Origin of the sequence: Paenibacillus sp. WLX2291 (assembly GCF_046603665.1) — a bacterium.
In the GTDB taxonomy this organism is placed as follows: Bacteria; Bacillota; Bacilli; order Paenibacillales; family Paenibacillaceae; genus Saccharibacillus.
The window spans coordinates 1,072,564-1,087,838 of the sequence record NZ_CP176755.1 but is presented as its reverse complement, the minus strand read 5'-3'; the positions used below and the strand labels follow the sequence as shown (position 1 = coordinate 1,087,838).

The 15,275-nt window shown below is 50.2% G+C and carries 9 protein-coding genes; all 9 read left to right on the top strand.

Annotation, left to right across the window (positions count from 1 at the left end; all coding sequences use genetic code 11):
- Positions 1-88: 88 nt before the first annotated feature.
- The 9 genes from ACDE64_RS04745 to ACDE64_RS04705 all read left to right on the top strand — a co-directional run bounded on the left by ACDE64_RS04745 (position 89) and on the right by ACDE64_RS04705 (position 15,240).
- Entirely contained in the window at positions 89-1,015 is a 927-nt protein-coding gene (locus ACDE64_RS04745; RefSeq protein WP_411349160.1) for an aldo/keto reductase, read from the top strand.
- A complete protein-coding gene (locus ACDE64_RS04740; RefSeq protein WP_411349159.1) occupies positions 1,012-1,776 on the top strand; it encodes a sugar phosphate isomerase/epimerase family protein in 765 nt (254 codons plus the stop codon). The genes ACDE64_RS04745 and ACDE64_RS04740 overlap by 4 nt, the downstream gene beginning before the upstream one ends.
- Before the next feature lie 145 nt (positions 1,777-1,921).
- Entirely contained in the window at positions 1,922-2,872 is a 951-nt protein-coding gene (locus ACDE64_RS04735) for an ABC transporter permease (protein ID WP_411346695.1), read from the top strand.
- Between the two features lie 47 nt (positions 2,873-2,919).
- On the top strand, positions 2,920-4,644 hold the full coding sequence (locus ACDE64_RS04730) for an extracellular solute-binding protein (RefSeq protein ID WP_411349158.1): 1,725 nt from the start codon (positions 2,920-2,922) through the stop codon (positions 4,642-4,644).
- 168 nt (positions 4,645-4,812) lie between these two features.
- Positions 4,813-5,718 (top strand): carbohydrate ABC transporter permease, encoded by a 906-nt coding sequence (locus ACDE64_RS04725; protein WP_411349157.1) that lies wholly within the window; start codon positions 4,813-4,815, stop codon positions 5,716-5,718.
- A gap of 63 nt (positions 5,719-5,781) precedes the next feature.
- On the top strand, positions 5,782-6,747 hold the full coding sequence (locus ACDE64_RS04720; RefSeq protein ID WP_411349156.1) for a carbohydrate kinase family protein: 966 nt from the start codon (positions 5,782-5,784) through the stop codon (positions 6,745-6,747).
- 278 nt (positions 6,748-7,025) lie between these two features.
- The gene (locus tag ACDE64_RS04715) at positions 7,026-10,538 is read left to right on the top strand and encodes an alpha-mannosidase (RefSeq protein ID WP_411349155.1); all 3,513 of its coding nucleotides are present in this window, start codon (positions 7,026-7,028) and stop codon (positions 10,536-10,538) included.
- A 2-nt stretch (positions 10,539-10,540) separates the two neighbouring features.
- Positions 10,541-11,857 carry a glycoside hydrolase family 125 protein gene (locus ACDE64_RS04710; protein WP_411349154.1) on the top strand — a complete coding sequence of 439 codons (1,317 nt, stop codon included), beginning with the start codon at positions 10,541-10,543 and terminating at the stop codon, positions 11,855-11,857.
- Complete coding sequence (locus ACDE64_RS04705; protein ID WP_411349153.1) at positions 11,854-15,240, top strand: glycoside hydrolase family 2 TIM barrel-domain containing protein; 3,387 nt, start codon at positions 11,854-11,856, stop codon at positions 15,238-15,240. The genes ACDE64_RS04710 and ACDE64_RS04705 overlap by 4 nt, the downstream gene beginning before the upstream one ends.
- Positions 15,241-15,275: the final 35 nt, after the last annotated feature.

Below are 15,275 nucleotides of genomic sequence, written 5' to 3'. Positions count from 1 at the left end.
GCAAGAGTATCATCCTGATTGCACAACTTGGCGCAAGGCTATGAAATTACATCTGGTATCGATACCAGAAAACAGGGGGAATGTTCACTTGACCAATGTAACTGTAGCTGGAATCCCGATATCGCCGCTCATTATCGGCACAGGCGATCTATCCAGAATGGACGGCACCTGGGCATTGGATGAATTTGTTGCCGCTGGTGGTACGACCATTGATATGGCGTATCAGTATACCGGCAGCGAGGAGATCATCGGGCGCTGGATGAATGAACAGGGGAATCGTCAGCAGCTTGTACTGCTTAGTAAATGTTGTCATCCACTCAAAGGCGATCCAACGCCGCGTGTCACACCAGATAACATTACACACGATCTGCTCATCAGTCTGGAACGACTACGTACCGATCACATTGATCTGTACGCTCTGCATCGCGACAATGCCGATGTACCAGTGGAGCCAATCATCGATACCCTGAATGAACATCTGCAAGCCGGACGGATTCGCGCACTTGGCACATCCAACTGGAGCTGGCAACGAATTCAAGAAGCGAACGAGTATGCTGCTGCTAACGGATTGCAAGGCTTTCGCTTCAACAGCCCAAACCTGTCGCTCGCGGTCGCGCTGGAAGCACGCTGGCCCGGATGTGTATCCGCAGATGATGATACTGTTCAATGGCATACACGCACACAGTTACCGTTACTATCCTGGTCGGCGCAGGCGGGCGGATTTTTCTCCGGTGCGTTCTCGCCAGAGGATCGCTCCAATGAAGAAATGGTACGCGTGTATTACAGTGAATCCAACTGGGAACGGTATCGCCGCACGGTACAGCTGGCAGAGGAGCATAATGTAACACCGACGCAGATCGCGCTCTACTTTGTCCTGCATCGTCCCTTCCCTACTGCTGCCATTATCGGGCCTCGCAGTAGCAACGAGCTGGCTCAATCGCTAGATGTGCTGAAGTTGAACATTTCTGATGACGAGCTGCAATGGATCAATCTGGAGAAGGAGGAACGAGCATGATTCAGGACAAACTGGCGGCGCAATTATTTACCGTACGCAATGAATTAAAACAGGATTATATCGGCACATTGAAGCTACTGTCAGAGATGGGCTGGAAAGCAGTTCAGATCGACGGTCTGCATGGCAATGATCCGGTGGAGATTGCTGCCGCTGTCAAGGAACTTGGATTGAAAACGGCGGGTATGCACGTCGGGCTAGAACGCATGCGCAACGATCTGGACAATGTGCTGCGCGAAGCCGATCTGTTTGAGACGCCGGATATTATTTGCCACTCACTGCCGGATGAACATAAGAACGCTGCCGGATACGAATTTGTACGACGCGAGCTACGTAATGTATCCTCCCTCGTCTCGCCGCGCGGTTATCGGGCCGGCTTTCACAATCATGATTGGGAATTCCATACGATGATAGGTGAACAGTACGCCCTGCAATATTTGCTGGATTATGATCCACATGCTCCGGTGTACGCCGAGATCGACACCTACTGGGTGCAGAAGGCAGGACGTGATCCGCTGAGCGTCATTAGTCAGTATAGTGGACGCATGCCAATTCTACATCTGAAGGATATGACATCTGACGGACAGGAATATTTTGCTGAGATTGGCAGTGGAATGATCGACTTCGTGCCTGTGCTGCAATGGGGCGAACAGAATGGCGTTCAGTTCTACGCCGTCGAACAAGATTATTGTCCCGGCTCACCGCTAGACAGTCTGGAGCAGAGTCTACGATATTTGGAACAGCTGATTATGCCGCTGCGCTAACATCGTAATGACCTGCAAGCGCAATAACTCGATAGTTAGCATATGATCACTTTAAATCATGTAACAACGAACTGAGGTATGTAACCAACTCCACGTATGATGCACGTTTGAAAGGAGACATGTCATGCAAGCCGAACTGGATTCGATGTCGAAAAAAAAGACCAAGGCGAAAAAAGCCTCCTCGGCAGGTCTATGGAAAATCATCGTCGCCAACCGCTATCTGTACATCATGTTGCTGCCGTGTCTGATCTTCTTTGCCATCTTCGCTTACCTGCCAATGGCGGGACTCGTGATGGCGTTCAAGGAATTCCGCTTTAACGGCGGCATGTTCGGCGGCCCGTGGGTGGGATTGCGTTATTTCAAACTGTTCTTCTCTTACCCGGACGCTACACAGCTCATTTTGAACACCTTTATCGTCGGCTTTTTGAAAATCATCGTCTACTTCCCATTCCCGATTCTGCTGGCGCTTATGCTGAACGAGCTACGCACCAAATGGTTCAAATCGTTAACCCAGACGATCTCCTATCTGCCTTACTTCCTCTCATGGGTCGTAGTCGCAGCGTTCACGACCAAAGTACTGGCACCGGATGACGGTATCTTCAACCAGTTTATGGCGGCGCTTGGCGGAGATAGCAGTACCTTTTATATGATGGACGGTCATTATTTCTATCTGATCATGTTCGTGACGTATGTATGGAAAAATATCGGCTGGGGCTCGATTATCTACCTCGCGTCTATGGCAAGTATTGATCCGACGCTGTACGAAGCTGCCGAGATGGACGGCGCCAGCAAATGGCGCAAAATCTGGCATATTACGCTTCCTTCGATTCGTCCGACTATCGCCATCTTGTTTATTCTTGATATTGGTAGTCTGCTGACAACGGGGTATGAACAGAACTGGCTGCTGCGGACAGCAGGCAACTCCGATTTCTCCGATATTCTGGATACGTATGTACTGCGTGTCGGTATGATGCAGGGACAATACGGCTATGGTGCCGCTGTCGGACTGCTGCAAGGTCTGGTTGGATTGATCCTCGTTATCGTGACCAACTATCTGGTCAAGCGTTTCAGCAAAAACGAATCCAGCCTCTGGTAGGATTCTCTGCACACCTGCAATTTCAATAATTCATTGGGGTGATTTCATTGAAAAAGATTACGCGTCGCTTGTCCCTTACGTTGTCCCTGCTGCTGATGATGGTTGTTGTGCTGTCCGCCTGTTCGTCCGACAGTAATGATGGTGCCAGTACGGTTGCCGCTGATGGTCGCAAAGCGGGTGAAGGCGGCTTTATCGCCAACCGCGATCTGACCGGTCGAATTTTCCTAGAAGGTGACGGTGCGCAATTGCCGGATGATCAGGTGAACAACCCGGTCGCTCAGAAAATCAAAGAAAAAACCGGTATGACGATCAACTGGCAATCCAGTGGCGCTGCCGATGGCTTGCAAGAACTGACCGTAGCGCTCGCTACTGGCGACTTGCCCGATGTGATCGAAGCGTATCTGGATCACGGCGGACGCCCGGAAATGCCAGTCCTGCTCAAGGCTGCACGCGAAGGCATGTTCACCGATCTCAGCCCTTATCTAAAAAATACCAAAGTACTCAAAAACTATCTCGATCCCGACTTCCTGCCACGCGATACGCGTGAGAACATTATGTTCCGCCCGGACTTTGACGGCAAAGTGTACTTTATCCATATGAATATCCCATCCAAAGATACAACTGATCAGGATCGTCTGCATTACCGTGCTGGTCTGTGGATCAGAGCTGATATTGCCAAAGCGCTGAACGTTGATCCTTCCTCTATCAAAACCGAGGACGATCTGTACAATCTGGCGCTCAAGATCAAAGCTGGTAATTTCAAAGACAACAATGGCAAGCCAATCACCGTTATCGGTCCACGTAAATGGGGCGGTCAAGTAACCAGCACCCTGTTCAAAAACTACGACTTCGGTAACGGCACCCAATTCGACGTGCTGGATGGCAAAGTCAAACACGTTGCCGAAACTGACTATGCACTGAAAAGTATCGAATTTGTCCAAAAGCTGCTGAAAGCTGGTTTGCTCGACAAAGAAGCATTCAATATGGACGGCGTGCGTGCGGAAGAAGCCTACAATAACGGTTCCTACGCCATCTCCTCCTACATGAATATCGCCCCAGACGCATTGACCATGTTCGAGAAAACGAAGTACTTGCCAATGGATCAAATGTACAACTACAAAGGCGAAGACGAGATTTACGAAAAAGGCAAATACGGTAACCAAGTATGGGCAATTCCATCCACGACCGAGAATCCAGAGCAAATCGTACAATTCGCTGACTACCTTGCCAGCAAAGAAGGCAAAGCACTGTGGAACTACGGTATCGAAGGCGACGACTATACGATCAATGACAAAGGTCAATATATTTACACTGACAAAGTAAAATCGATCCTCGACAATAGCCCGCAGGATGAGCGCAATACGATCCCTTACTTCTGGGGCGGACTGCTCGGCAAAACGGATGTGAATAACAACAAAGACTTTGGCGAATTGATCCGTGGTGCCAATTCCCAACCAGATCGTTACAAACTGTATTTTGAATTGATGAATGATGGCAATCCGAAGTACAAATATTGGGATGGCTACACCGCCGCTTCGTATCTGTCTGAAGTGCCGGATATCGAAGCATCGCTGAAGCCGGTTCTTGATTCGTACAAAGACGTGCTCGTTCAAGCTTTCTTCGCCAGCGATATGACCGAAGCGCAGAAGATTCTCGACGATTACCGCGCCCAGCTCAAAGCCGCCGGTGTCGACCAATTCGAGCAATATTTGCAGCAAAAATACGATCAGGACCCATCATCTGTTGTGTTCTATATCGACGCATTCTTCTAATCGACATTGCTCAGCATTCTGGTATCCAGTACGTTTCGGATACAAGGCTCGATCATCTATCGTTTACTTGATGGAATGAACCCATGTGTGCAACATGTACCTTTGACAGGCAATCATCGGGGGATGCATACCATCCCCCATCCTTATTTTGAAGCGGAGGTATTGAATATGGATCAACAGGCTCACGCTGTCGGCAAAACGCCCATCAACGAGCGCATTGCCAATATCGTCAACTATATGCTGCTTGCCCTGCTGTCGCTGATCATTCTGCTGCCGCTGGTTAACATTCTGGCGTTGTCGCTCAATGACGGCAAGGATGCTTCGCTCGGCGGGATCGCTTTTTGGCCACGCGTCTTCTCCGTCTCCAACTATATCGAAGTATTCAAAAATCCGGCGGTTGTGCAAGGCTTGGAAGTGACGCTATTCCGCACCATTGTCGGTACAGCACTCAGCGTCTTTTTAACTGCCATGGCGGCATTTGCATTGAAAAACCGCAATCTGCCGGGTGTCGGCGCAGCGAGTATTTTTATCGTATTCACGATGCTGTTCAATGGCGGGATCATTCCTTTTTTCATGGTATTGAAGATGTTCCATCTGAACAATACGATCTGGGTGTATATCGTACCGACGCTGTATAGCGCATGGAACCTCATTCTAGTGCGTACGTTCTTCCGCTCGATTGATCCCAGCATGGAGGAATCTGCCAAGATCGATGGAGCAAACGATTTTCAGGTGTTATTCCGCATTTATTTCCCGCTCAGTATGCCGGTATTGTCGGTCATCTGTTTGTTCAATGGTGTTATGCACTGGAATGACTGGTTCTACGGCGCATTCTATGTGACCGATGAGAAGCTGCGTCCACTGCAAACGGTGCTTCAGCAAATGCTGACCGCCGCCGAAGCACTGCGCAAAAACCTGTCCATGAACGCCATGATGAGCGCCAGCAGTACCGTAACGAGCGAATCGCTGAAAATGGCGATGGTTATGATCTCCATCGTACCGATTGCGAGCGTATATCCATTTATCCAGAAATATTTTGTCCAAGGCATTATGGTCGGTTCGGTCAAAGGCTGATCGGCCATCATCTTGCAACGTATCATACCAAGTCATGCCTGTAACGAAAATGGGGGATGTTCATTGAATAACAAACAATATGATGTCGTCTCCATCGGTGATGCCAATATCGATCTGATTGTCGCCGGAAGCGACCAGTTGCCTCTACCGGGGCAAGAAGTATTCGTCAGCAATATGCTAGTGCACATCGGCGGCGGCGCAGCGCTGTTCTCGATGGCACTTGCCAAGCTAGGACTGAAAGTAGCTTTTAACGGGGTGCTGGGCAGCGATTATTACGGTCAGTTTATTTTGGACGAATTCAGCGAATTGAATATCGATACGACCTATATTCGTCAGAGCCAGCATAACAACACCGGCATCTCCATCGCCATCAATCCAGAGCATGACCGCTCCTTCATTACGTACATGGGCTCCAATGCCGAGGTGCGGATGGAGGATCTAAACGAAAATAGTATGCGGTACGGTCGTCATGTGCATATGACCGGTTATCAGGGTAGTCGCAATCATGATGCCTATATGAAGATGATCCGCAAAATCAAAAGCTTTGGCACGACCATCTCCTTCGATGTCGGCTGGGATGACAGCGGCGAATGGTACAGCGGCATCTTTGAAGTGATGCGTGAGGTGGATGTCTTTTTCCTAAACGAACTGGAGGCTTTGCATTATTCCGGGCGGCAGGATATTCATCAGGCGATTCAGCGGATGAGCAGTCACGCCTCGCATCTGGTAGTGAAGATGGGCTCGCGCGGTGCAGTCTCTGTACACAACGCTGATCGTACGTACCGCTCCGCCTACGCCGTCACCGCTGTCGATACGACGGGTGCAGGCGACAGCTTTAACGCCGGATATATGTACGGCGTGTTAACAGGGAAAACTGCTGGCGAATGTCTGCAATATGGTAATGCGTGCGGCGCGCTATCGGTATCTGCATATGGCGGCAATACAGGTATTCCACATCATGATGGTGTGCAGGAATTTATCAGACAGCATGCCGGACAAATTGTGGACGATTGGGAAGTGATCGCATAGCCTGTTCAATTGCTAGCAACAATCGGTACATCCGCGGCAGCGCATGAATACATTGGTAATGAAGCAACGAAAATGGATCGCATCACCAATCAAAATGGGATAACCGGAAGCTGTAACAGGGAACTGCATGTTGCTGGGCGCGATTGGCAACCAGATGATACCGCTCCCGCTCCGGTTGTCCTATTTTTTTGGAAGATCGAATATTGGTCGCAATCATACTAGAACCGTATCAACATACACCATACCCTTATACGCTCTGACGATGAAGGAGGAACTTCATGTTTTTTACCGAGGATAAATTACGCAAGCGTCTGGAGCAACTGGAACCGCTCCGTTATCGAGAACTATTTGTCGTGCCGTCGTATACTGCAATCGAAGACCGTGAAGGCATCAACGGTGCGTATCCACCGTTGCCTGAATCACAAGAACATTCCGCTGCCTATACGCTGCACAAAGGCGAACATTGGACAGGCAGGGATCGTTATATATGGCTATCCGCTACGATTGCCATTCCAGCAGAGTGGCAGGATCGTACGGTCATTGGACTGTTTGATTTTGGCACTACAGAAGGCGGCAACAATGGCGGCTTTGAAAGCCTTGCTTATTTGAACGGCAAGCCGTTTCAAGGTGTGGATAGCAATCATATCGAGTTGATTTTACCAGTCGGTTATACCGGTGAAGCACGGTTTGATTTTCGACTGTGGTCAGGGCTGGAAGGCGGCGGTGCGCCGCGTGAGTTGACGCATACCATTCGCGATTCACGTATCGGCTGGCTGGATCATGCAGCAGATCGGCTGTATTACACGTCGCTGGCGATCTTACAGACGATTGCCATTTTGCCGGAATCTGCGTATGAACGCTCTGCACTGCTGAAGCTATTGAACGACACATACCGTGGACTGGATTGGTCGGTGGCAGGCTCGGCGGACTTTTACGCTTCGGTAGAGACGGCGGATGCATCGCTGAATGCACAGCTAGAAACGTTGAAAAAAGAGCATCCTGTACTCGTCACCGCTGTTGGTCATACGCATATCGACGTGGCATGGCTATGGCGGCTCAAGCATACACGCGAAAAGGCTGCGCGCTCCTTCTCTACCGTTCTGCGGCTGATGGAGCATGACCCGGAGTATATTTTCCTGCAAACCCAGCCACAGCTCTATGAATATATCAAGCAAGATTACCCGGAATTGTATGAGCGCATCAAGGAGCGTATCGCAGAAGGACGCTGGGAAGCGGGTGGCGGCATGTGGGTAGAAGCGGATTGCAATCTGACATCCGGTGAATCGCTGGTGCGTCAGTTCCTGCTCGGTACGCGCTTTTTCAAAGAGGAATTTGGCGTGGAGAGTAGCTATCTGTGGCTGCCGGATGTGTTCGGTTATAGCTGGGCATTGCCGCAAATTTTGCGCAAATCCGGGTTTGATACATTTATGACGACCAAGATTAGCTGGAATCAGGTGAACCGAATGCCGCGCGATACGTTCCGCTGGCGCGGGATTGACGGCTCGGAGGTGCTAACCCACTTCATCACGACACCGGATGATTGGGAAGGCGGCAATTCCTTTTATTATACGTACAACGGGTTGGTGGAAGCCCAGACTGTACAAGGCGTATGGAACAGCTATCAGGATAAAGAAGCGAATCAGAATCTGCTGATCTCCTACGGATACGGCGACGGCGGCGGTGGTGTCACTCGTGAAATGCTGGAGCTGCGTCGCCAGTTGAACCGTATTCCCGGCGTACCGGTTGTGCGGAGCGGACGGGCGGATGACTATTTTAACAAATTGCAACAGACGTTCCACGAAACGGACAGCTATGTGCATACATGGGATGGCGAGCTGTATCTGGAATATCATCGCGGCACGTACACCAGTCAGGCGTACAACAAAAAGCTCAATCGCAAGCTGGAGCTGCTATATCGGGAAGCCGAATGGCTGCAAACGCTGAATATTGCGCACAGTGGCGACTGGTCGTCGTATCCGGCACAGAATCTGCAAGCAGGCTGGAAGATCATCCTGCGCAATCAGTTCCATGATATTATCCCCGGCTCGTCCATTGCCGAGGTGTACGAAGACAGTACGGCAGAATACGCCGAAGCGGAGCAGATCGGACGACAAGTATGGCGTGAAGCGGCGGGAGCAGAACTTCCGCTAGCTCCACTCTCTCCGTCTCTATTGTTGGCAGGTGAATATGCGGCTAACGAAACTGACGTTATCGGTGTCGAAGATCAGACCATTGCTGTAGATGCTAGTACAGCGAATCAGACTAGCTCCACCTCTCCATTATATTCCGAACCGGAACGTGACAATGGAACATTGCTTGTTCTAAACAGCTCCTCATGGGCGCTGAAACCGCTGGTGCATATTCCGTATGACCAGTGTGCGCAAGGTGATTATGTGTGGAGCGACAGCGAAGGGCAACCGCTTGCAGCACAACACACAACGGACGGCTGGATCGTACAGTCATCTACCATTCCATCGCTCGGTACTACTATGATTCACTATGCCAAACAGCAAGTACAACTAGCTACTACGGATACGACTCCTGCTGTACAGGCACAATATGCTGAGCGTATGACAGGCGCTACAAATGAGAACAATACGACGGATGAGAGCCAGCTCCCCTTCGTTCACACCGCTTCGGTGACAGACGAAGATTCTATATTCACCTATGAACATGGCGTGCTGCGTACCCCGCATTACGAACTAACATGGAATGCACAGGGACAACTGATCTCTATTACCGATCTGGATTATGATCGCGAAGTGCTGACACCGGGCGAGCGTGGTAATGTGCTGCAATTGTTCGAGGATAAGCCGATGAACTTTGATGCGTGGGATATCGATATCTTTTATCAGGAAAAGATGCAGGAGATTGCCGATCTGCAACAAGTGCAGCTTCTGGAGCAAGGAGCGCTACGCGCGGTGGTGCAATTCGTCTGGCATTACAACGATACGATCATTACGCAGCAATTGATCGTCTACCGTCATGATCGCCGGATCGATTTTGTAACGCATGTCGATTGGAAAGAACGGCAGAAGCTGCTGAAGGTAGCTTTCCCGGTACAGATTCGCTCTACCGAAGCGACCTATGATATTCAATTTGGCAATGTGAAGCGTCCGACGCACTGGAATACGAGTTGGGATTGGGCACGCTTTGAAAGTGTTGGTCATCAGTGGGCAGATCTGTCGGAACGCAACTATGGCGTCAGTCTGCTCAATGATTGCAAATACGGCTATGATATCAAAGATCATGTGATCCGACTGTCGCTACTCAAATCTGCTATTTATCCCGATCCGATGGCAGATTACGGACAGCATCAATTTACGTACTCACTGTACCCGCATGGCGGCGACTGGCTGGACGGTGGCACGGTACAGGCAGCATGGCAGCTCAATCAGCCGGTAACGACGATCCCGGTTGCTGCTTCTGCCGATGCAGCTAATTTCTCTGCCGCTACACACGATACGTTGTCATATCAAGCACAAACGGTATCTTCATCCGCTGGGACAAGTAGTGATTGGTCGTCCTTTTCCATGTTCTCATTCTCAGCTGAGCATGTTATGGTGGACGCAGTTAAAAAAGCCGAAGATTCCAACCAGATTGTATTGCGTATCCATGAATACGGCGGTATCCGCACCCCGCTAACGATTACAAGCGATCTGGATATAGCGTCATGGCAGGAATGCAATCTGATGGAACAGCCAGCAGGTGATTCGCAGCAGGGCGAGCTGCATATAACGATTACGCCATATGAGCTGCGCACCTTCTTGATCTCACTGCGGGAGGAATAAATATGAGCATGTTAAATACACCACTCCAGCTTACACCGGAGATGGAGCAGTATGTCGAACGTATCGAACGGCGGCTGGAGCATCTACCCGCCGTTTGTACGATGTTTCGTCATTGTTATGCTAGCACATATGAGACGACCATTCGGGTGATGGACGATGACAGTTCCTTTGTTATTACTGGCGATATTCCTGCCATGTGGCTGCGTGATTCGGCAGCTCAGGTGCGGCATTACTTGCCACTGGCATCATCCGACAATCAGGTAGCAGCACGTATCGCCGGATTGATTCGGCGGCAATTGTTCTGCATCGGGCTTGATCCGTATGCCAATGCGTTCAATCATGAGCCAAATGATGCAAGATACGACGAAGACCTTACTACTCTGTCGCCGTGGATCTGGGAGCGCAAGTATGAGATCGATTCGCTCTGTTATCCGATTCAGCTTGCGTATCTGTTCTGGCAGCAAACGGGCAATGCCGAGCTGTTCGACTACTCCTTTTACAATGGTATGAATCGAATCATCGATCTGTGGAGCTGCGAGCAGCGCCATGATGAACAGTCGCCGTATCGGTTCATTCGTGAGAACTGTCCGCCATCAGATACATTGCGCAATCAAGGACGCGGCATGCCTACTTCGTATACTGGCATGACCTGGTCTGGCTTCCGACCGAGCGATGATGCGTGTGTATTCGGCTATCTCATTCCGTCGAATATGTTTGCCGTTGTCGTGCTAGGGTATATGGCGACCATCGCCCGTGATATGTACAACGACGAACGTCTGGCGATACGTGCGGAAACGTTACGGGAAGAAATCGAATTTGGCATTGAGCATTATGGTACCGTTCTGCATCCGATATATGGAAAAATCTACGCCTATGAAACCGACGGTCGTGGCAATCATCATCTGATGGATGACGCCAATGTGCCAAGTCTGCTGTCGATTCCATATCTCGGTTATCGTCCGGCAGACGATCCTGTGTATCAGAATACGCGCCGCTTTATTCTGAGCAGCGACAATCCGTATTATTTTGCCGGGACTGCTGCTCGTGGCATTGGAAGTCCCCATACACCCAAAGATTATATTTGGCATATTGCATTGTCCATGCAGGGGCTGACGTCTGTTGACCGCAAGGAGCAACTGCAATTGCTAGAATGGCTGTCCTCCACTCATGCCGGAACCGGATTGATGCACGAAGGCTTCCATAAGGACGATCCGGCGCAATTCACTCGTCCGTGGTTTGCTTGGTCAAATAGTCTGTTTGCAGAATTCGTTATTCATTATGTGCAATCATCCACCAGGGAGGAATCGTATCGCCTATGAATCCTGTCATTCCATCCATTCCAAACTACCATCAACAGCTGAACGTACTTCAGGTGAACCGCGAACCCGCGCGTTCTTACTATATTCCGTATGCACATCGCTCCGCCGCTGCCAGTTTGCAGCGCGAGCGATCGCCCTTTTATCAATCGTTAAACGGCAACTGGCAATTCCGTTATTATGATTCCGTTCGCGAAGTAGAGCCAGAATTCTGGCAACATGCGCCGATTCATACCGGGCAGCATGCAACAGCTGGATTGTGGAACGAATTGATCGTGCCCTCTTGCTGGCAGCGGCATGGATATGATCAGCAGCATTATACCAATCTGAATTATCCGTTTCCATGCGATCCGCCGCATATTCCAACCCGCAATCCGGCGGGTGCGTATGTGCGTCAATTTGAACTGTCATCGTCGTGGCAGGAGCGGGATAGTTATCTGGTATTTGAAGGTGTATTGTCGTGTGTGTACGTATGGGTAAACGGACAGTTTGTCGGCTATAGTCAGGGCAGTCGGGTGCCAGCGGAGTTTCAGATTACTCCGTATGTACAGCCCGGTAGCAATACAATCGCTGTGCTCGTGCTGAAATGGTGTGACGGCTCGTATTTGGAAGATCAGGATATGTGGCGGTACAACGGCATTTTCCGCGATGTGTATCTGTTAAGTCGTGCTCCACAGCATGTGCGTGACGTGTTCGTCCGTCAATCGCTGGAAACAGAACTGGATGCTGCTGGTAAACCTGTCTATACTTCCGCCCATCTGGATATTGAGCTTGATATGAATAGTCGTTCAAGGGAACATTGGGCGGATAGCTCCGATTTCAAAGCTGCCGACGAGCATTCGCCAGCACACACGCTGACAGTACAAGCGCAATTGATAGATCCAGCTGGCAAGCAGATCGTCGCTACAGGTACAGTGGACATACAACCGAATACACATACAGGCTGCTTGTCGTTAAGCTGGAATAATCCAGTATTGTGGAATGCTGAACAACCACAGCTGTATCATCTGTATGTGGAAGCGAGCGGCGAAGTATTGTATTTTGCCATCGGGCTACGTGAGATTGCTATTACGGCTGACGGTGTATTCACGATCAACGGACAGCCGATCAAGCTCAAAGGCGTCAATCGCCATGATACGCATCCCGTACTCGGTCATACGGTACCGTTACAGCATATGATCGACGATCTGCTGTTGATGAAGCGGCATAATATCAATACGGTGCGTACAGCACATTACCCGAATGATCCGCGCTTTCTGGAGTTGTGTGATCGGCTGGGCTTGTATGTGATTGACGAAGCAGATCTGGAATGTCACGGAATCGGCATTCCTGAGGACTTTGGTCCGGGTGCGTTTCATCAGTTGTCCGCCAATGCGGATTGGCAGGATGCTTTTGTAGACCGGGCGGTGCGACTAGTAGAGCGCGATAAAAACTTCGCTTCTGTTGTTCTATGGTCGATGGGCAATGAATCTGGCTACGATATCAACCATATCGCCATGGCTCGTTGGACGCGGGAACGCGATCCTTCTCGTCCCGTGCATTATGAAGGGGCTGCTCCGGGTTATAATGGGCATACTGATGTATCTGTGCTGGATGTGGAAAGCCGGATGTACGCTTCTCCCGCCGATATTATTGCATATGCCAGCGATGAACAGCAAACCAAGCCGCTATTTCTGTGTGAATATAGCCATGCGATGGGCAACGGTCCCGGCGATCTGAAGCAATATTGGGACGCCATCTATGCGCATCCACGTCTAATGGGTGGTTGTGTATGGGAATGGGCAGATCACGGCATCGAGCAGCGCGATGAGCATGGACAGCTATATTATGCGTATGGTGGTGATTTTGGCGATCAACCGAATGACGGCGCCTTTTGCATCGACGGTCTTGTTTCGCCAGATCGCAAGCCGCATCCGGGGTTACTGGAATTGAAGCAGATTATCGCGCCTGTGTGGATCGAGCAATGGAGCGAACAGACCAAGCATAATGCAGAACATAACCAGAATGAGCAGAACTATGACCATGTTGTAAACAATAACAACTCCGACTCATTGCGGCTCCGCGTGCATAATCGATATGACTTTGCCTCGCTGGAGCATCTGACTGTGCACTGGATTGTGGAACAGAATGGCGTACTGTTAACACAGGGCGAGTTGGTACTACCAGATATTGTGCCCCAGCAATCCGCGATGCTGGAATGGTCATTGCCGCCGGATATCCATCTGCCAGCACCATCTTATACTGCCCGTCGCAATCGCTACGTAACGTTCCATATTCGTCAGCGCCAACAGACGCGCTGGGCGGAGCATGGTTACGAGATTGCTTTTTTCCAATTTGCGTTGGATACACTGGAAAAAGTCGATCCTTTGCCTTTATCGACAATCAATACTATACAGACATCCTCGCTAACAACAACGAAAACGACAACGAGCGATGAAACAACCGACGCTATTTCTACATTGGATGAAACGTTTACCCACAACCATGCTGTTACCGCACAGCCGATCGTCACGCCGCTATCCGCACAGGAATCTGACGGCATATTGCATATGAGCGGCGACGAATTCAGCTGTCGCTACGATCTGGTGGAAGGCGCCCTTCTCTCTATCCGCCGTAGTGGGATCGAATTGCTGGATGCCCCATCCAGCTTTGCCGTCTGGCGCGCGCCGATCAGCAACGATATGCATATAGAGGAGAAGTGGCGCGACATCGGCATGGATCGGCTGCACACCAAAATATACGACAGTCAGTGGCAGCAGACGGACGAGCAAACTGTACTGATTCAGACCTCCTTCTCACTCGGCGCGATTAGCCAGTATCCACTGCTGCATGGTGATGTGATCTGGCAGATTCACAGCAATGGCGTGATCCAGATGAAGGTGGATGTGCAAGTATTGCCGACAGCTCCGTATTTGCCACGATTTGGACTGTTATTGACGTTACAGTCGGGGATGGAGCAGGTAACGTATTTCGGTCAAGGTCCGCATGAGAGTTATGTGGACAAGCATTATAGTACACGCTTTGGACGGTATACGCAGACGGTAGAGCAACTATTTTACAACTACGTTGTCCCGCAGGAAAATGGCTCCCGTGACCGTACCGATTGGCTGCATATTACGAATCCACTTGGTGTCGGTTTACAGGTAAGTGGTTCGCAGCCTTTTTCGTTCCAAGCGTCGCATTATACGTCTGCCGATCTGACGACGGCAACCCATGCGCACCAACTACGCCCACGTCCACAAACGTATCTGCATCTGGATTACAAAATGAGCGGTGTTGGCTCTAACTCCTGTGGTCCCGAGCTTGCGGAGATGTTCCGTTTGCAGGAAAAATCATTTACGTATGAGTTGGATATTCACGTCGTATCACTGGAAAATCGGTACTAGCAAAATGTATGCAGGCTGCCCCGGTCTCTTCATTC

Excerpts from the sequence above, each read along its gene's own strand:
- ACDE64_RS04715 (WP_411349155.1), top strand. The coding sequence starts at position 7,026 with ATGTTTTTTACCGAGGATAAATTACGCAAGCGTCTGGAGCAACTGGAA.
- ACDE64_RS04740 (WP_411349159.1), top strand. The coding sequence starts at position 1,012 with ATGATTCAGGACAAACTGGCGGCGCAATTATTTACCGTACGCAATGAA.
- ACDE64_RS04710 (WP_411349154.1), top strand. The coding sequence starts at position 10,541 with ATGAGCATGTTAAATACACCACTCCAGCTTACACCGGAGATGGAGCAG.
- ACDE64_RS04735 (WP_411346695.1), top strand. The coding sequence starts at position 1,922 with ATGTCGAAAAAAAAGACCAAGGCGAAAAAAGCCTCCTCGGCAGGTCTA.
- ACDE64_RS04705 (WP_411349153.1), top strand. The coding sequence starts at position 11,854 with ATGAATCCTGTCATTCCATCCATTCCAAACTACCATCAACAGCTGAAC.
- ACDE64_RS04725 (WP_411349157.1), top strand. The coding sequence starts at position 4,813 with ATGGATCAACAGGCTCACGCTGTCGGCAAAACGCCCATCAACGAGCGC.